General features: G+C 50.5%; 18 protein-coding genes and 1 pseudogene. 6 read left to right on the forward strand and 13 right to left on the reverse strand.

Annotated features, from left to right (window positions below; genetic code table 11):
* Positions 1-118 precede the first annotated feature (118 nt).
* The 5 genes from FGI41_RS07280 (at position 119) to FGI41_RS07300 (ending at position 3,186) form a co-directional block, all read left to right on the forward strand.
* Positions 119-1,099, forward strand: a complete 981-nt coding sequence (locus FGI41_RS07280) for an NAD(P)-dependent alcohol dehydrogenase (RefSeq protein WP_139489302.1) — start codon at positions 119-121, stop codon at positions 1,097-1,099.
* A gap of 343 nt (positions 1,100-1,442) precedes the next feature.
* Entirely contained in the window at positions 1,443-1,679 is a 237-nt protein-coding gene (locus FGI41_RS07285) for a hypothetical protein (RefSeq protein ID WP_139489303.1), read from the forward strand.
* A gap of 30 nt (positions 1,680-1,709) precedes the next feature.
* The gene (locus tag FGI41_RS07290; protein ID WP_139489304.1) at positions 1,710-1,961 is read left to right on the forward strand and encodes a hypothetical protein; all 252 of its coding nucleotides are present in this window, start codon (positions 1,710-1,712) and stop codon (positions 1,959-1,961) included.
* 112 nt (positions 1,962-2,073) lie between these two features.
* Positions 2,074-2,838, forward strand: coding sequence for a hypothetical protein (locus tag FGI41_RS07295; protein ID WP_139489305.1), 765 nt, complete (start codon positions 2,074-2,076; stop codon positions 2,836-2,838).
* A 30-nt stretch (positions 2,839-2,868) separates the two neighbouring features.
* A complete protein-coding gene (locus FGI41_RS07300; RefSeq protein WP_139489306.1) occupies positions 2,869-3,186 on the forward strand; it encodes a hypothetical protein in 318 nt (105 codons plus the stop codon).
* Between the two features lie 68 nt (positions 3,187-3,254).
* Here FGI41_RS07300 and FGI41_RS07305 read toward each other — a convergent pair.
* The 3 genes and pseudogenes from FGI41_RS07305 to spoIVB all read right to left on the reverse strand — a co-directional run.
* A pseudogene (locus tag FGI41_RS07305) lies at positions 3,255-3,341 on the reverse strand (sporulation initiation factor Spo0A C-terminal domain-containing protein); the annotation flags it as partial.
* Positions 3,342-3,797: 456 nt separating this feature from the next.
* Positions 3,798-4,586, reverse strand: coding sequence for a sporulation transcription factor Spo0A (gene spo0A, locus FGI41_RS07310; RefSeq protein ID WP_139489307.1), 789 nt, complete (start codon positions 4,584-4,586; stop codon positions 3,798-3,800).
* A 189-nt stretch (positions 4,587-4,775) separates the two neighbouring features.
* Positions 4,776-6,092, reverse strand: coding sequence for a SpoIVB peptidase (gene spoIVB / locus FGI41_RS07315; protein WP_139489308.1), 1,317 nt, complete (start codon positions 6,090-6,092; stop codon positions 4,776-4,778).
* A gap of 260 nt (positions 6,093-6,352) precedes the next feature.
* Between spoIVB and FGI41_RS07320 the strand changes: the two genes are divergently transcribed.
* Complete coding sequence (locus FGI41_RS07320; RefSeq protein WP_139489309.1) at positions 6,353-7,015, forward strand: cupin domain-containing protein; 663 nt, start codon at positions 6,353-6,355, stop codon at positions 7,013-7,015.
* Between the two features lie 374 nt (positions 7,016-7,389).
* On the opposite strand, the gene recN is transcribed toward FGI41_RS07320, so the two are convergent.
* The 10 genes from recN to FGI41_RS07370 form a co-directional block, all read right to left on the reverse strand.
* Positions 7,390-9,114 carry a DNA repair protein RecN gene (gene recN / locus FGI41_RS07325; RefSeq protein WP_139489310.1) on the reverse strand — a complete coding sequence of 575 codons (1,725 nt, stop codon included), beginning with the start codon at positions 9,112-9,114 and terminating at the stop codon, positions 7,390-7,392.
* A 14-nt stretch (positions 9,115-9,128) separates the two neighbouring features.
* Positions 9,129-9,578, reverse strand: coding sequence for a transcriptional regulator AhrC/ArgR (ahrC, locus tag FGI41_RS07330; protein ID WP_139489311.1), 450 nt, complete (start codon positions 9,576-9,578; stop codon positions 9,129-9,131).
* Positions 9,579-9,582: 4 nt separating this feature from the next.
* Complete coding sequence (locus tag FGI41_RS07335) at positions 9,583-10,440, reverse strand: NAD(+)/NADH kinase (RefSeq protein ID WP_139489312.1); 858 nt, start codon at positions 10,438-10,440, stop codon at positions 9,583-9,585.
* A gap of 131 nt (positions 10,441-10,571) precedes the next feature.
* Positions 10,572-11,390 (reverse strand): TlyA family RNA methyltransferase, encoded by an 819-nt coding sequence (locus FGI41_RS07340; RefSeq protein WP_139489313.1) that lies wholly within the window; start codon positions 11,388-11,390, stop codon positions 10,572-10,574.
* A gap of 4 nt (positions 11,391-11,394) precedes the next feature.
* Complete coding sequence (dxs, locus tag FGI41_RS07345) at positions 11,395-13,284, reverse strand: 1-deoxy-D-xylulose-5-phosphate synthase (RefSeq protein ID WP_139489314.1); 1,890 nt, start codon at positions 13,282-13,284, stop codon at positions 11,395-11,397.
* 376 nt (positions 13,285-13,660) lie between these two features.
* Entirely contained in the window at positions 13,661-14,557 is an 897-nt protein-coding gene (locus FGI41_RS07350) for a polyprenyl synthetase family protein (RefSeq protein WP_139489315.1), read from the reverse strand.
* Positions 14,554-14,811 (reverse strand): exodeoxyribonuclease VII small subunit, encoded by a 258-nt coding sequence (xseB, locus tag FGI41_RS07355; protein ID WP_139489316.1) that lies wholly within the window; start codon positions 14,809-14,811, stop codon positions 14,554-14,556. The genes FGI41_RS07350 and xseB overlap by 4 nt, the downstream gene beginning before the upstream one ends.
* The gene (gene xseA / locus FGI41_RS07360; protein ID WP_139489317.1) at positions 14,801-16,159 is read right to left on the reverse strand and encodes an exodeoxyribonuclease VII large subunit; all 1,359 of its coding nucleotides are present in this window, start codon (positions 16,157-16,159) and stop codon (positions 14,801-14,803) included. Before xseA ends, xseB begins: the two co-directional genes overlap by 11 nt.
* A 3-nt stretch (positions 16,160-16,162) precedes the next feature.
* Positions 16,163-17,038: a bifunctional methylenetetrahydrofolate dehydrogenase/methenyltetrahydrofolate cyclohydrolase FolD gene (folD, locus tag FGI41_RS07365; RefSeq protein ID WP_139489318.1), complete on the reverse strand. Its 876-nt coding sequence runs from the start codon at positions 17,036-17,038 to the stop codon at positions 16,163-16,165.
* Between the two features lie 80 nt (positions 17,039-17,118).
* A complete protein-coding gene (locus tag FGI41_RS07370) occupies positions 17,119-18,096 on the reverse strand; it encodes a tRNA (adenosine(37)-N6)-threonylcarbamoyltransferase complex transferase subunit TsaD (RefSeq protein ID WP_139489319.1) in 978 nt (325 codons plus the stop codon).
* Positions 18,097-18,122: the final 26 nt, after the last annotated feature.

Raw genomic sequence — 18,122 nt, forward strand, 5'->3', positions numbered from 1 at the left:
CTGCTGTTTTCCATCCGACAAACTGACAGGATCGTGTAAAAACACAAATGAAAAGGTAAACCTTTGTTCCGCTTATTCGTAGATATCTAATAAATAGAATAATGTGGAGGAGGATAAAATGAAAGCAATCGTATACACCAAGTACGGTCCCCCCGATGTTCTTCAGCTGCAAGAGGTAGAAAAACCTGCTCCAAAGGCCAATGAAATACTCGTAAAAATAAAAGCGACCACCGTCACAGCAGGAGATATCCGGTCACGTAGTTTTACCGTTCCCCGCTCGGTTTGGCTGCCGGCCCGAATCACACTTGGTTTTCGACAACCCAAAAAAGCAATCTTGGGGATGGAGTTAGCCGGGGAGGTTGAGTCAGTAGGTAAAGATGTCAAACGGTTTAAGAAGGGTGATCAGGTGTTTGCCGCATCCTTGGTCGGTTTTGGTGCATATGCCGAGTATAAGTGTCTGCCTGAAGATGGACCCGTATCGATTAAAGCCTCCAATATGACCTATGAGGAAGCCGCTGCCATTCCCATTGGAGCACGCACGGCCTTGTTTTTTCTTCAAAAAGCTAATATTCAGAGTGGGCAAAAGGTACTTGTCTACGGGGCTTCAGGGAGCGTAGGAACTTATGCCGTACAGATTGCAAAGTACTTCGGCGCAGACGTCACAGGGGTATGCAGCACCGCAAATGTTGAGTTGGTTAAATCTCTGGGCGCCGATCAGGTCATTGATTACACTGTAGAAGATTTTTCGAGTACAGGCGAGACTTATGATGTGATCTTTGAAGCGGTCAACAAGAGTTCGTTTTTAGCTTGTATGAAATCGTTAAAGCAGGACGGTACCTATATCAATGTCACTGAGCCGTTACCAAGTCTTCAAATGCTCTGGATCCAATTGACAAGCAGCAGGAAAATCATTTTGTCCCGCAATTCACCTGAAACTGCCGAAGCCTTGCATTTCCTCAAAGAACTTGTTGAGGCTGGGAAGTTAAAGGTTGTCATAGACCGAGCCTATGCGTTGGAAGAGATCGTGGAAGCTCATCGATATGTGGAGAAAGGACACAAGAAGGGAAATGTCGTCATAACGGTGGAACATCACAACTAAATCCTAGCCCTCATCCACAAAAACAAACACACGGTAAACGAAATGTTTATCGGGTGTTTGCTTTATAGCTATTATTGATTTGAAAATCGTTTTATCGGCTTTCCGTAACGTATACGAATATAATTCCAATTCGAGAAAACCTTACTGCCCCTACTCTCAGCTAATATTCGCCTCAGTCCGTAACTGACCTGTCCCTATCAAATTCCGGGGATTCTTTTTTTGAATAGAACTTTCCTGTTTCATTGCCCTTTTTTTGTAGTTAGGTCTTTACACCTGTCATGCATTTCTTATCATGAATACCATATGACCATATGACCAAACCCCCAAAGGGAGGTATTCCATTGTGAACAAAAACGAGAAACCGCTCGACTTGGTTGACCTGCAAGTTTCTTTGTACAGCCAACAGATTGAAAGAGCCATGCAAGATGTTGAACAGGCCATTGAGCTTTTGCAAAAACTGAATGTAACGAATAGTCTGCAAACCCTTCAAGCAAAACTGAAAGAACTGGAAGCCCTGAAACCAAATTTGAATCCACCTGTGGATGAACAAGAAAAGGAATCTAAAACCGAAACCGAGTAATTGGTATCCACCCAAAAGGAGTGAGAATATATGTCTGACGCTCACCCGCATGAATCGTTACGAGGAACAGATGACGTTGGTGAACATGTTTGTGGAACGGAAGCCCGTGGCAGCGAACCTACAAATTCCACATCAATAGATGGTGAACATGGTTCAGATGGTCTTCCCGGTCAACCTGCCACGCTTGCTTCACAGCTTGGCCCTACTCTCCCAGATTCCATCGGTGGAGAAAGTATGGACCTGACGATCAAACATTTGCTCCAACGAATTTTCAAATCATAGTTTTCAAATAGATCCTACGGGGTGAAAAGAGATGACTTATTCAGATCATCATTATTATTCGTATAAGAAACCATGTTGTGATAAGGATAAGCACAAAGACAAAGATAAATGCGTGGAACAAGAAATCGAGGATAACCAAATAGGTGGCAATGGTGCCTTTGGGGGTGAAGGCGGCGAGGGCGGAGATGCTCAGGGCGGGATTGCTCACGGTGACCCAGGTTTCGGTGCCCCTGCTACTGCGGGTGATTCTGGCTCTGGGGGCGAGGGCGGCGTTGCCACCAGCGGTGATGCGAATGGTGCATCCGGTTTCGGTGCCCCCGCTACTGGGGGAGGATCTGGCTCTGGGGGTGAGGGTGGAGTTGCCACTGCTGGTAATGCGACTGGTGCATCCGGTAGTGGTGCCCCTGCTACTGGCGGGGCTGGCGGTAACGGTGGAAATGGCGGAAGTGGTGCCGTTGCTGTTAATACGTCTTCAGCGGTTGCCACAGGAGTAGGTTCGGATGCAACAGCAAGCGACAACTCTTCACAAGGTGGTAATGGTGGTAACGGCGGGAATGGCGGCAACGGCGGAAGCACCGGCAATGGTGGGAATGGCACCAGCCATACAGGCAACGGTGGAACAGCTACTGGTGGGAATGGTGGCAATAGCGGTAACGGTGGCAGCACTGGCGATGGTGGTGATGGCACCAGCAACACAGGCAGTGGCGGCGAAGCTACTGGCGGGGCTGGCGGCGACACTGGTGCCGGTGGAAGCACCGGCAATGGCGGTAACGGAACAAGTAATACCACCAATCATGGCGATGCAACCGGCGGCGATGTTGGCAATTCCGGTGATGGCGGTGACGGCGGCGACGGTGAGGCAGAAAACGATAACTAGGGTATCTCGTTCATACTGGGAGGGATCGAGTTGGATCAGCCATTTGAATCAGATAAAATAAGAGGCTCCTCAACCGCTCATTCAACAGCTTTTGGTGGAACTGGCGGACAGGGTGGAGCTGGCGGTCATGGCGGTCATGCACTAAATATCACTTATACGGATAACTACTCCCTGCTCATGCTGGCCTATACCTATCTTTTATATCAGGAGAAAAAGAAGTACGATCAAGCTTCTGCATCAACAGACCTTCTCATGCATCTGGAAGCTCTTATCCAGGAAGAAAGAAGTTATCGGCAGGAGTTTTTAAAAACGATACGATCTGTGCAGAGAATTTCTAATAATGAATAGGCAAAAACCCCTTGAGTTTCTCCGCTCAAGGGGTTTTCTATTGTTACATTTGAGTTTAGATAATCCGCCTAAATCCGCAGCTTATCCGCCACCATCGCGATAAATTCACTGTTCGTCGACTTTGCCTTGGTATTGCTCACCGTATACCCAAACAGGCGGATCAGTCATATCAAGGGTTTTGAGCTTCTTGGAAATTTTACCACCAAGACCAGACAGGTGATACTTATCGGTTTCTGATTCAAAAGTTAGTTGGTAAAATTGTTTTCGATACTTAGTATAACACCTTACGTCCTCGATTCAATACCTTGAAGTAGTGCCACATCTGAATCAGGTTTCTCGATAAAATGAATTCAATAACTTTCGTCATAGCTGGCTAATGTTTTTTAGATAGATTATTGGAAGCTGAGTACAGCATGAAGTTTTCAATCTGAAATGCAAAATTGGTCATAAAAAAACACTCCTTATCCATCGGTCTTTTCCAAAACCGATAAATAAGAAGTGTCAGTTGGTATCAATCATCAAAATTTATCGCTAGGCAATAGAAGTTTATTGCTAAAATCGTATGATTGTATATCATTCCCAAGATGTCTTAGCCCTTGATACGCCTACTCTCAGCTAATCTTCGCCTCAATCCGCAGCTTATCCGCTACCATCGCGATGAACTCACTGTTCGTCGGCTTCGCCTTGGTATTGCTCACCGTATACCCAAACAGGCTGGAGATCGAGTCCAGATTCCCGCGCGACCAGGCCACTTCAATGGCATGACGAATCGCACGCTCGACGCGTGACGCTGTGGTATTAAATTTCTTCGCGATATCCGGGTACAATACCTTCGTGATCGATCCGAGCAGCTCTACATCGTTATAGACCATCGTGATCGCCTCACGCAGATACAGGTAGCCCTTGATGTGCGCCGGTACGCCGATTTCGTGGATGATGTTGGTGATGCTTGCGTCCAGATTGCGTCCTTTGATCGCCATACTTGGCTGAGACGGAGCCTTGATGATCGGGGTGAATTGGGTACGGGAACCGATGATCTGGCGGATGCGCTGGGCCAGGACGTCCATGTCAAATGGTTTCAGAATATAGTAAGAAGCACCGAGCTCTTGTGCTTTTTTCGTTACATCTTCTTGACCGAAGGCGGTCAGCATAATAATTTTCGGTTGCGGGCTGAGACGCATTGCTTGGATTTGCTCGAGGACAGCCAAACCGTCTAGATGTGGCATGATGATATCGAGAATAATGACATCAGGAACACTCTCTTCCAGTATGCGCAATACGTCATTACCGTTGTAAGCAACACCAATCACCTGCATATCGTTCTGGGTGTTGATATACTCCTCTAAAAGGGTGACAAATTCACGATTATCATCTGCTAATACAACACTAATTTGACTCAATTCCGCTCCTCCTTACGAACCTGCTTCTTATGTTATTCAAGCTTCGACCAATTTGCTGTATCTTCTCAGGTGTAAACATCAACTTTTTCTTATGTGAAAATAATTCGACAAGCAGAATGTAACTCCTGCCAATGGCGAAACATTGAACGTTAGAACCGTTATTTCGACAAAAAAAATCTCAAGGGAGCATCAGCTCGCCTTGAGATCGTTTTTCTTGACATCGACACCGGCATCTTGGAGCATCCATTCAATGAAGCATCCGTAGCCAGAGGTCGGGTCATTGACGAAAACGTGGGTGACCGCACCTACAACCTTCCCATCCTGGATGATCGGGCTGCCGCTCATCCCCTGTACGATTCCGCCTGTCTTCTCCAGCAGACGCTTGTCCGTGATCTTGATGATCATTCCTTTTGTCGCTGGGAAGTGCTGCTTGACCACATTGACGATCTCGATGTCAAATTGCTCTACCTTCTGTCCGTCGACGACGGTGAAGATTTTGGCCGGGCCTTCTTTGACTTGTTCGGCCAGGGCGATCGGCATCGGTTTTTGGGTGAAGTTGAGCTTGGGGTTCTCCTTCATTCTGCCGAAGATGCCAAACGGGGTATTCTTTGAGATCGAGCCGAGGGTTTCACTTTCGTTATAAAAGCGGGCAAATTTTTCTCCCGGATTGCCGCTTTCTCCTTTTTCAATCGAGGTGACACTGGCTTGGACGATCTGACCATCGCCTACCACGATGGCTTGTCCTGTATCTACGTCGGAGATGACGTGCCCCAGTGCGCCGTATGCCCCGGAATCCGGCTCGTAAAAGGTCAAGGTGCCGACACCTGCTGCGGAATCCCGTATGTAGAGACCCATGCGGTACTGCTGATCCTTGGTATCCTTCGCCGGAGAAAGCGTAAGAGACATTTTTTCTTTGCCACGTACGACGAGAAGCTGAATCGGTTCTTTCTTGGTACCCGCTTCGTTCACCATTTTCTTCACATCGTTCATGTCATTGATATAAAGATCGTTCATCTTGATGATCATATCACCGACATGGACTCCTGCGGTTTCGCCTGGTGATGTCTTTTCCTTGCCCGTATCCACCAAATGATGACCCACTACCAAAACGCCAGCCGTCTGCAGCTTGACACCGATGGATTGCCCACCCGGAATCACGCGAAGGTCGGGGAGAACATTCACTTTCATCTCTTTAATAGGAATGCCTGCCCATTTGACGGCCAGATGCGCCTCCCCTGCACGACGGGGCTCCACCGAGACAGGCTGGCTCAAATCGACGTTCACTTCGCGGGCTTCTGTGCCGTTGACGTGCAGAATGTCCGGGTTACTGTTGACCAATGTCCCCATAACCGGCATGGACAGGTTGAGTTGTTGCAGGGACCCTTCGAAAATACGGAGTTCCTTTGGAATTGAGGCTAATTCGTGAAAGGGGGTCGAACTGACTGTTAACGCTGTGATGAGTAATAGCAGACATCCTATCCACTTTCTGATTTGTTGACGGATCATGCAACCACTCCTACATTCCCTACCTACACCTACGGCTACACCTCCACTTACTGTATCTATAGAGTTACCTGAGATGCTATGGATTATAACTGAAATGTACCGATTGGATGAGTTTCCCGCCCATTTTCCCGAGAAACAGAAAAAAAGAGAGGAATCATCCCCTCCTCCGCTTCGCTTGCAAAGCATTAATGAACACCAAACAAACTGATCGTGTATATAAATGCCTATAAAGTTCCTAATGTAAAGAGGCGAATCATATTATGGCTGTCAATATTGATTACACATCTCCATCCGCTCAATACGCATTTGACGTAAATACCAGCACGTTGTTTAAAAAGGATAACAATAACTACATTAATGTTTTAGGTGTTCAGCAATTAAATACATTAGACAATGTGTCTCTGTTGGACATTTTCCTCAGTAATCATAATATTGTAGAACCACACTATCACCAAAATGCTGCTGAGCTGGTCTATTGTATTTCGGGTGCTGTCACGGTATCGATCCTAAACCCTTTTACGAAATGTATTTTGAATTACTCAATTACTCCCGGTCAAGTGGTTAACGTTCCACAAGGTTGGTGGCATTATGAAATGGCTACTGCTGACAATACTCATCTTTTAGCCATTTTTAATGCGCCAACACCAGAGGTGATTCTAGGTTCAGATATTTTAAAATTTACTCCCGCGAATATTATGGCATATACGTACTGCATGGATGAACATACATGGAAGCAAGCAATTGCACAAGTAAAACCGTCAACCTATATAGGTCCCTACGCTGACTGCCATCGGATCAATCAGCATTTCGCTCAGCAGTATTCGAATCAAGTTTATCAACAACGATACATGCAACCATATGTTCAGCCATATTTTCAGCCATACCAACAGATTCCTTACATGCCTCAGTATCCGCAATATTGAGGTTATGCACATGTTTACTCCCTTTTCCACATTTATTAGGGAATAGTTATCCCTTTCATGGACATAAGGAAATTCATAACTTACAGTGTCGAAAAAAGAGGGGGTGAGGATAGAAGTCCACTATTCTCTTTCGGTCTTGTTACATCCATTACCGCAACCTGTCCACAAAGCGAAGAACCAAGAATTTGTACAGGCGGAGTTTCAGGTACTTTTTTCTTCTGCATCTGTTGTGATGACAATTTTAAGAAGTGACAATGAATTGCCGTCGGAAAATACAACAAAACTCCCTCCGTTGCGTAAACAGGAGGGAGTTTGTGTTTAGTCTGATGAGGAAGGCTACCCCTCCTCATGTGTGAAGCATGTGTGATGCACGTCTAGGCACTGATATCTTTTCGCTCGCGGCCCAGCATAATCATCTCACGGGCATGCTCGCGTGTCTTCTCAGTCACTTCTGCACCGCCCAGCATACGAGCCAGCTCGTTGACGCGTTCGTCTTCGTTCATCAGGGTGATGCTGGTCATGGTCTCGTCGCCATGCACTTGCTTTTGGATGTAAAAATGCGCGTCAGCCATGGAAGCCACCTGCGGCAAGTGCGTGATGCAGAGCACTTGGCGGTGTTTGCCGACGGCGGCCAGCTTCTCCGCGATGGCTTGAGCCGCCCGTCCACTGACACCGGTGTCCACCTCGTCGAAGATCAACGTGTTGACCTGCTCCGTCGTGGCGAGGATCGTCTTGATCGCCAACATCACACGGGACAGCTCACCACCAGACGCGATCTTGGTGAGGGGACGCATCGGCTCCCCTGGGTTTGGGGCGATCATGAACTCGATGGTGTCGATCCCGGATGAGTCGACATGGGTCTTCACGCCGTCCACCTCGATACCGCGCTCATCTGGTGTCTGATTGACCGCGATGGCAAAGCGGGCCCGCTCCATGTGCAGATCTTTTAGCTGCTCTTCGATTGCCTGTGCGAGCTGTAAGGCCAAGTCGCGGCGCTTCATGCTCAGCTCCAAGGCTTCGATGGCAAGATCGGCGGCGATTTCCTGACGCTTTTTATCTAATTGTTGGAGACGGTCGTCATAGTGCTGGATTTCGTCCAGCTCGTCTTGGATCGTCGCCGCATACTCTAAGATTTCGTCAACGGTTTTGCCGTATTTACGCTTCAGGCTTTGGATCAGGTCGAGACGGCGCTCGGTTTCTGCCAGTTCAATCGGGTCGAAATCGAGTGAATCTTTCATCTGACGCAGGCGGGATACGACCTCTTCGGTGTGATAGTAGGCGGTCTCGACCGCTTCTACAATCGGCGCTAAGTTTTCGTCGTATTGCAGGGCCCGCTCCAGCTCGCCCATGGCATGACCAAGCCAGTCCAAGCCGCGCTGATCTCCATACAGAGCTTTGTAGGCGTCTTGGACAGAAGAGAATACCTTTTCGATATTGTTCCACTTTTTCCGTTGGGCGAACAGCTTCTCATCTTCCCCCGGCTGCAGGGCTGCATTCTCGATTTCGTTGAGCTGGTAGCTTAACAGGTCGAGGCGCTGTACGAGTTCACGCTCGTTTTTCGCCATGCGGGCAAGGTCTTGGCTGATTTTGCGGTAAGAGGTGTAGAGTGTGCCGAATTCGCGCTTGGTCTCCTCCAGCTGCTTCTCGCCGTACGCATCCAGCCAGCGGATATGCTTGTCCGACTGCATCAGGGCGGCGGCGTCATGCTGTCCGTGGATGGTGACAAGCCATGGGCCTAATTCACGCAGCATAGCGAGCGTGACCAGCTGTCCGTTGATGCGGATGATGCTTTTGCCCTGCTGGGTGATATCGCGGCGCACGACGATCATGCCGTCCTCTACCTGAATCCCGAAGGTCTCCAAGATCGAGACGGCTGGATGACCGGATTTGACTTCGAACAATCCTTCCACCTCTGCCCGCTTTTCTCCATAGCGGACAAAATCAGTCGAGGCCCTATCCCCTAACAAGAGACCCAGTGCATCGATCAAGATGGATTTCCCCGCGCCGGTCTCCCCGGTCAAGATATTGAGTCCTTGGCGAAACGAGACGGTCGTCTGCTTGATGATAGCAAAATTCCGGATGGTAAGTTCAAGCAGCATCCTGTTTTCCTCCTCTACAGCATATCCAAGAAACGTTCTGTCACTTCCGTGGTCACGTCTCTGGAACGGCAGATGATGAGGATGGTGTCGTCACCGCAGATGGTACCCAGCACCTCTTGCCACTGCAATTTATCCACGAGCGCACCGACAGCATTGGCGTTGCCCGGCAGAGTCTTTAAGATGATGAAATTCTCAGCATGGTCGATGCCGACAAACGAGTCAACGAGCACGCGGCGAAGCTTTTGCGTCGGGTTGAACTTCTGGTCGGTTGGAATCGAATACTTGTAGCGGCCATCCGCCATCGGAACTTTAATCAGATGAAGCTCTTTGATATCACGGGATACGGTCGCTTGTGTAACACTGTAGCCTGCTTCGCGCAGTCGGTCTACCAGTTCGTCTTGTGTCTCGATATCGTTATTGGTAATAATCTCACGGATTTTGATATGGCGTTGCCCTTTATTCATTTCGTTACTCCCATTCACCTTGAAGTTTGGTTCTGATTAGTTCAAAAAAATTGCCTTGCTTCCACTTGATCAGTGGTGTCACATGCTTCGATTTGCTGACGAAAATCTCATCGCCGCCTTCCAGACGATACCCGAACTGTCCGTCAATGGAGAGACCGATTTCCTGATGAACGGCATCCACCTCGATGCGGATCACCTGATCAGCCGAGAATACCATCGGACGGGCTGTCAACGAGTGCGGGGCGATGGGTGTCAGCAGGTTCATATTCACATTGGGAGCTACAATCGGGCCGCCCGCAGACAAGGAATACGCTGTAGACCCGGTCGGACTGGAGACGATCACACCATCTCCGCTGAACGTGGCTACATAATGATCATCCAGATAGACCATGCATTGAATAATCCGGCAAAAAGACCCTTTGGTGATGCCGATATCATTCATCGCGGTGTAGGTCGCAAGCAGCTCGCCTTTTCTCACCAGTCTGGTCTCCAGCATGCTTCGTTCTTCGATATGATACTCACCCGACAACAGATTATCGACGGCTTGTTCCAGGTTATCCGGTTCTGCCTCCGACAAAAAGCCGAGTGTGCCTACATTGATCCCCAAAATCGGCAGAGAATTACCCGCGAGCTGTCTGGCGATCCCAAGTAAGGTACCGTCACCGCCCAACACGCAGACGAGATCCACCTGCTCCTGGAACTGCGCAATCGCACAGGCCAGATCATTTCTGCCAAAGGTAGGCGCCAATGCTTCATCCAGCACGACGTTGGCCCCTTTTTCTTCTAACAGATGCAAAAGTTCACGAGCCACAATGCGTGCTTCCGGCTTCCCTTTGTTCGCTACGATTCCTATCGTTTTCAAAGCGCGCCACCCCCAGAATGGTTCTGGTTAAAATCATTGATTATACAATTATACAGCTTTCCTTGCATAGAAAAAAGCTTCAAGAGGCGGAAATTTTGCCCTTGAAGCTTATTTTTGTCCTACATATCGGATTACTTGAGAGATTGGTGGGCTTGTCCGACGATTTCATTCACCCATGGAAGCCACTCCGGTTCATCTGAGGTTAACGCAGGGGCTTCTTTTTTCAAGTGCATCAAAAATTCGATATTGCCCTCGCCACCTGTAATCGGGGAGAAGCTGATCCCTGCAACCGTGAATCCAAGTGTGGACGAGAAGCTGGCAATCTGGGTAAGCACCTGCTTGTGAATCTCTGGATCGCGGACGATGCCGTTTTTACCGACGTTTTCTTTTCCTGCTTCAAACTGTGGCTTCACGAGTGCCAGTACGTCTCCGCCGTCCTTGAGGAAGCGGTAGAGGACTGGCAGAATCAGCTTGAGCGAGATGAAGGAGACATCGATCGAAGCGACATCCGGTTTTTCATGGGTAAAAGCATCCGGGTCGAGATGGCGGAAGTTGGTGCGCTCCATGACGACGACGCGCTCATCCTGGCGCAGCGTCCAAGCCAACTGGCCGTAGCCCACATCAATCGCGTAGACCTTGGTTGCCCCATGCTGGAGAGCGCAATCGGTGAAGCCACCGGTCGATGCGCCGATATCCATCATGATGCGTCCGTTCATGTCGATGCCAAAGGTCTTGAGTGCTTTCTCCAGCTTAAGACCGCCACGGCTGACATACGGGTGGATGTCGCCCTTGACCGTGATCGCTACATCCTCTGGAAACTTGGTTCCCGGCTTGTCGCACCGGTCACCTGCCACCAAGACAAGACCTGCCATGATCGCACCTTGCGCCTTGGCACGAGTCTCGAAGTGGCCTTTTTCTACAAGCAGAACATCTAATCGTTCTTTCTTCATATGGTTATGCCCTCTGTTTGTTTGCTGGGTAAAATGCGCGGGCGTGAGAAGCGATCATCTCGGCGGTGAGGCCGATCTCTTGACGCTGTTCGTTCACGCTGCCGTGCTCGACGAAATAGTCTGGTACGCCGACCATCTGGACGTTGACGTTGTATCCGGCCTGTGCGTAGAATTCCAACACCGCACTGCCGAAGCCGCCCATGATGGAGCCTTCCTCGACGGTGATGATGTCGTAGCCTTCTTTTGCCAGACGGGTGAGCAGCTCTTCATCCAATGGCTTACAGAAGCGGGCGTTGACGAGCATCGGTTGGTACCCTTCCGCTTTGAGCAGGTCAACCGCTGCTTCTGATACATCCATAATATGTCCAAATGAAAGGATCGCCACGCCTTTGCCTTCTTGGACAATTTCGGATTTACCGATTGGGAGCACTTGCAGCTCAGCATCCATCGGTACACCGCGTCCGTTGCCGCGTGGATAGCGGTAGGCGATTGGGCCGTCATTGTAGGCGGCGGCGGTTTTCATCATATGCTGCATTTCGTTTTCGTCTTTTGGAGCCATGATGACCATGTTCGGGATGCAACGCATGAAGGAGATGTCATAGACACCTTGGTGGGTCTCCCCGTCTGCACCAACCAAGCCTCCGCGGTCAACGGCAAATACGACATTGAGCTTTTGACGGGCGACGTCGTGGATCAGCTGGTCATAGGCACGCTGCAGGAAGGTCGAGTAGATCGCGAGCACCGGCTTAAAGCCTTGTGTGGCTAGACCTGCGGCGAACGTACAGGCATGCTGCTCGGCAATCCCTACGTCAAACATACGCTCTGGGAATGCTTTTGCATATTTAATGAGACCAGAACCGTCCGGCATGGCAGGTGTAATCGCTACGATGCGGTTATTTTCCTCGGTCAGGCGAATCATCGTGTCCGCAAAAACCGATTTGTAGGCAGGTGCCGTGCTCGCTTTTACTTTGAGCGGCTCACCTGTTTCGATTTTGTAGGTGTCGATGCCGTGCCACTTCATCGAGTTCTTCTCGGCTGGCTCGTAGCCCTTACCCTTCGTGGTGATGACATGTACCAGTACTGGGCCTTTGGTGTGGGAAGCCGTACGGAATGCTTCGAGCACCAGTTCCATGTTGTGACCGTCAATCGGTCCGATATAGGTGAAGCCCAGCTCTTCAAAAAGAACACCGGAGACGAGCATATACTTCATGCTGTCTTTGAAGCGGTCTGCCAAGTGGAGGAGCTTTTCACCCACGCCTGGGATGGCTTTGAGGATATGCTCGATCTCGTCCTTGGCGCGGTTGTAGGTGCTGTCGGTACGCAGCTTGCCCAGATAGTTGTGCAGAGCGCCGACGTTCGGTGCGATCGACATCTCGTTGTCATTGAGGACAACGATGACGTTTTTCTTTTCGTGACCGATGTGGTTCAGCGCTTCCAGCGCCATCCCGCCAGTCAGTGCACCGTCCCCGATAATTGGGATGACGTGGTTTTTTTCTCCCTTGAGATCGCGGGCTGCTGCCATCCCCATCGCGCCGGACAGGGATGTGGAGCTGTGACCGGTCTCCCAGACATCGTGCGGGCTCTCTACCATTTTCGGGAAGCCGCAGAGTCCTTTATATTGTCGCAGTGTCGGAAATTGTTCTTTTCGCCCAGTCAGGATCTTATGTACATACGCCTGATGTCCCACATCCCAAAGAAGCTTGTCTGTTGGGCTTTCAAACAAATAGTGCAACGCAATCGTCAATTCAACAACTCCAAGATTGGAGGCAAGATGTCCGCCTGTTTGTGACAGATTTTCTATGAGGAATTGGCGAATTTCATTGGCCAGTTGTGGAAGCTCGCTCGGTTGTAGCTTTTTGAGGTCTTCTGGGCTATTAATGTTTGTAAGTAACACACTAACCCCTCGCTTTCGGTAAGCCATCTGCTGTATAACAGATCGCTTATAAAAAAATGCATGTAAACGCATTATATACGACTTGCGTAAAAAACTCCACTTTCATTGTGAAAAATGCTTCACTCGGACTCGTTAGTATAAAAAGCTTCCCTATTTTCATGCTTTCGTGAGAAAGCGAGAGGGACACCTGTTTTCCAGTCGCCTTTCCCCCTCTTGCGAGGGGCCGGTCTCCTTCCAAACAGATGTCCCTCTCGCTTTACGCGGTGGTTGTGGGTAGCGGGAACGCTTTTTACCAGATGAGTGCTCATTCGTGATGGGTAAAGAAAAAAGAAAGTGAAAAGCGTTGTGATTCCAGCTTTTAGGAACTCCGTTACTGTTACTTATTCCGTGCCATCACATAATCCGCAAGCGGGATCAAAGCCGAATTCCCCATCCCCGCCTCGGTGATCAGCGTTTTCGCGTCTTCAATCAGTTGTCTGAGCAGCTTTTTGGATTGCTCCAAGCCGAGAAGAGACGGATAGGTAGCTTTTTGACGTTCGCCGTCGCTGCCTACGGCTTTGCCGAGGAGGGCTGCGTCGCCTTCGACGTTGAGGATGTCGTCTTGGATTTGGAAGGCTAGGCCGATCTTGACGGCATAGTCGTGGAGGGCGCGGAGCTGGTCTTCGCTGGCCTCGGCTAAGTAGCCGCCGCCGAGTAAGGAGGCGACGAGGAGGTCCCCGGTTTTGTGGAGATGGATGTATTCGAGCTGTTCAAGGGAGAGGGCTTGGCCTTCGCCTTCGATGTCAGCCATTTGGCCGCCTACCATGCCGGGAGCACCTGCTCTTTTGCTCAGTTCGGTGATCAGGTTGACGATGGTGGCTGGTTTGACGTCAGGGTGCTGCTGGTAGCTCTCCGCGATATAGCCGAACGCGCGGGTCAACAGGGCGTCACCTGCGAGGATTGCGGTCGCTTCGCCATAGACTTTATGGTTGGTCGGCTTGCCCCGGCGCAGATCATCATCGTCCATGGCAGGCAGATCGTCGTGGATCAAGGAGTAGGTATGGATCATCTCCAACGCAACAGCGTATGGGATGCCGCGCTCGATTGGCTGTCCGAGCGCTTCCAAGGTAGCCAGAACGAGGACGGGACGGAGGCGTTTACCGCCAGCCAACAGAGAGTATTTCATCGATTCGTACAAATTCACAGGCACGCCCTCTTTTTCGAGGCCGGCCACCAAGTGTGATTCGACGAATGCTACTTTTTCTTCTAAATAGGCTTGAAAGGTCATGCTCATGCTTCGTCTTCCTCCAAGCGGAAAGGCTGTTCCACCATTTTGCCCTCTTCTTCCAAGAGCTGGGTGACCTGCGCTTCGATGGCGTCAAGCTTCTTGCCACAGTAGCGGGACAGCTTGATACCTTCTTGGTACAGCGCGATGGACGCCTCGAGTGGAATATCTCCTTCTTCGAGTTGGCGCAAGACCTCCTCCAAGCGTTGCATGGCTTCTTCAAATGGAAGCTCCAGTTCTTGCTCTGTTTTCCTACGAGCCATCTTGGTTTTCCTCCCGTATCACTTCTTTTACATGGGTACGGACTTGTCCGTCTGTTAATCGTATCATGAGCTCATCGCCTGGGACAATCTGCTCCGTGCTTTTGATCAGCGTATCGTCCAGGTAGGTCAGCGAAAAGCCGCGCTGCATCACCTTGAGCGGGCTTAGGGCGTCTAATTGGGCGATCAGGCTGAGCCACTCTTTGCGCGTGGATTCGGTGCGGCGCTTCATGACCTGTGTGAGGTCTGCGGTCAGACGCGTGAGCTGGCCACGTCCTTCGCTTACTTTTTGCTTGATCCGATAGCGTGTCAGGCGGTTGGTCAAATCTTCGGTACGCTGTTGTTTGCGCGTCACGACCTGCTTCATCGCTTGGCGCAGACGGCTATGCAGGTCATCGAGACGCTGCTGCTTCTCTTCGATACGGCGGGTCGGCTGGCGCAAACCATATGATTGCTTCAGTCGCTCTAAACGTCTGCGCTGCTCGCTGATGTTGCCATGCAGGGCACGATGCAGACGGTGCTCCAGCTGCTTGGTGCGCTCCACCCACTCCAGATAGTGTGGGACGGCAAGCTCTGCTGCTGCCGTCGGAGTGGCCGCGCGTACATCTGCGACGAAATCGGCAATCGTATAGTCGGTTTCGTGACCAACAGCCGAGATCACCGGGATGGTAGATGCAGCGATGGCACGGGCCACCTGCTCTTCATTGAACGCCCAGAGCTCTTCGATGGAGCCTCCGCCGCGCCCGACGATCAGCACGTCGATGTCCACCACCATATTCATCCGGCGAATTGCGCGGACGATAGAGGTCGGAGCCTCTACACCTTGCACGACAGCCGGGTGGATGATGATCTGGGTCTGTGGGTAGCGTCGCTTGATGGTTGTGATAATATCGCGGACGGCTGCACCAGTAGGCGAGGTAATCACCCCGACTTTTTTCGGAAAGACAGGCAGTGGACGCTTACGCTCAGGGGCGAACAGCCCTTCTTGCGCCAACTGTGCTTTCAACTGCTCAAAAGCAAGGTACAGAGATCCGACACCGTCTGGCTGCATCTCCTTCGCGTACATCTGATACGCACCGTCCCTCTCAAACACAGAAATGGAACCACGCACGAGTGCCTTGGTTCCATCCTTTGGGATGAATTTGAGGAAACGGTTATAGGAGGCAAACATCACGATTTTGATCCGTGAATCCTTGTCCTTGAGCGTGAAGTACATATGCCCGCTCGTGTGGTGCGTAAAGTTGGAAATCTCGCCGCGAATCCACACGTCCTCAAGCACACTGTCCCGCTCGAGCACACGCTTGATATAGCGTGTCAGCTCTCCTACGGACATTACCTCAGTAGGTTTCATCGATTATCCCTTCATTCCGTTTAGGATCGGTGAGTTACGTTTTTTGGCTGATTCGATTGTGTTAGCCAGAAGCATCGTGATCGTCAGCGGGCCGACACCGCCCGGTACTGGTGTGATGTAGCTGGCCACTTCTTTTACTTCGTCAAATACGACATCGCCCACTAATTTTCCTGTCGGCAGTCGGTTGACACCTACGTCGATAACAACGGCACCCGGCTTCACATGCTCTTTGTTGATCACATGCGGCTTACCGATTGCTACGACAAGGATGTCGGCCTGACGGGTCATCTCAGCCAGATCAGGTGTGCGGGAGTGGCAGATCGTCACCGTCGCATTTTCCTGGAGCAGGAGCATCGCGACAGGCTTGCCGACGATATTGCTTCGACCGATCACCACGGCATGCTTGCCCTCGATCTGGGTGCCGGTACGCTTGATCATCTCGATAATCCCATGTGGGGTACAAGGTAAAAAAGCATCCTCACCAATCAGCATGTTGCCGACATTGACCGGAGTGAAGCCGTCCACATCTTTTTCAACGGCAATCGTATCGATCACGGCGCTTTCACTGATATGTTTTGGTAAAGGTAATTGCACCAAAATCCCATCAATGTTCGGTTTTTGATTCAGTTCGCGTACGATTTGGAGCAATTCCTCCTGTGTGATAGAGGCATCCTTGCGAATTAACTCTGAATAGATCCCGACCTCTTCACAGCCTTTGACCTTGCCTTTTACATACGACTCTGAGGCAGGGTCTTCCCCGACCAAAACAACGGCCAAACCAGGCTCAATCCCTTGTTGTTTCAAGCTTTCAGCCTCTTGCTTGAGTTCCTTGCGAATAGTGGCAGCAAGTGCCTTACCGTCGATAATGTGTGCAGTCATGAAAGTAATCCCCCTCGTTCCGATTCCTGTTACCATTAGTTTATCGGAAAAATAGGTATGCTGTAAAGCCGAAATTTCATCTAGCCCATACTTTTTAATGTTCGGGTTTTGTGTTGCATCCAGCCCAACATCGCCACTCCATAGGCATTATCACCGGTATAAGCCAGTTCACAGAAGTAGAGCTTGGCACGTACAGCCGGATGTTCCAGGCGTTTGATCAGACGTTCACGTATGTATTGATTGGCTGCGACGCCGCCGACGATCAGGATTTCCTTGCCTACTCCTGCTTCGACTGCGTTGCGCAACGCTTTTTCCAGCGTATTGGCGATGCATTGCTCGGTGGCGCGGGCGATCTCGCTGTGCGGGACTTTGCCTTGTGCGATGGCACGCAGGAGCTGTGCTTCCGGGCCTGAAAAGCTGAAGGTCAGACCGTTGACAGATGACGGCACACGGAATTCCTCGCCGCTCCCCTGCTTAGCCAACTCCTCCAGATACGGCCCTGCCGGAAATTGCATCCCCAGCGCCACACCGATGCGATCGACCAGTTGACCCGCGTGCAGGTCGATGGTTCCGCCGATTTTTTCAATATAATAGCCATGCTCGTGCCGCTTGCAGGTGAGGATTTCGCTTGTGCCGCCGGATAGGTGCACCGCGAGGAACTCATCTGCCTGTGGCCGCTCTTCTGCCGTATATTCCCCAGAGGCGATATGCATCTCCTGATGTGTCGTCAGGTAATACGGCACTTTGAGAAACACGGATAAAGATTTGGCCAATCCTTCGCCCACTTTAAAGACAGGCATGTAGGATTGATCCACCGGACGCGGTTTTTCCGAGGCGCAGATGCCTACGACCTCCCACTCGTCCATGCGGAGTTGATCGCTTAATTCCGGCAGGTTCATCACATGCTGAAAGACGGCTTCCGATTGCTGCAAGCCTCGTTTGCCCTCTTTCACTTTCAAGAGACGCTTGGCTTCCGCAACAATCTCGCCGTCTTCCCCCACTAGACAAAGCGATGTACGGTAATTGCTTGTATCGATGCCTAACATGACCTTTTTCATCGGATCACCTTATTTTTCACAGAACG

It is taken from the genome of Brevibacillus dissolubilis (assembly GCF_006170445.1).
GTDB classification, from domain to species: domain Bacteria; phylum Bacillota; class Bacilli; order Brevibacillales; family Brevibacillaceae; genus Brevibacillus_B; species Brevibacillus_B dissolubilis.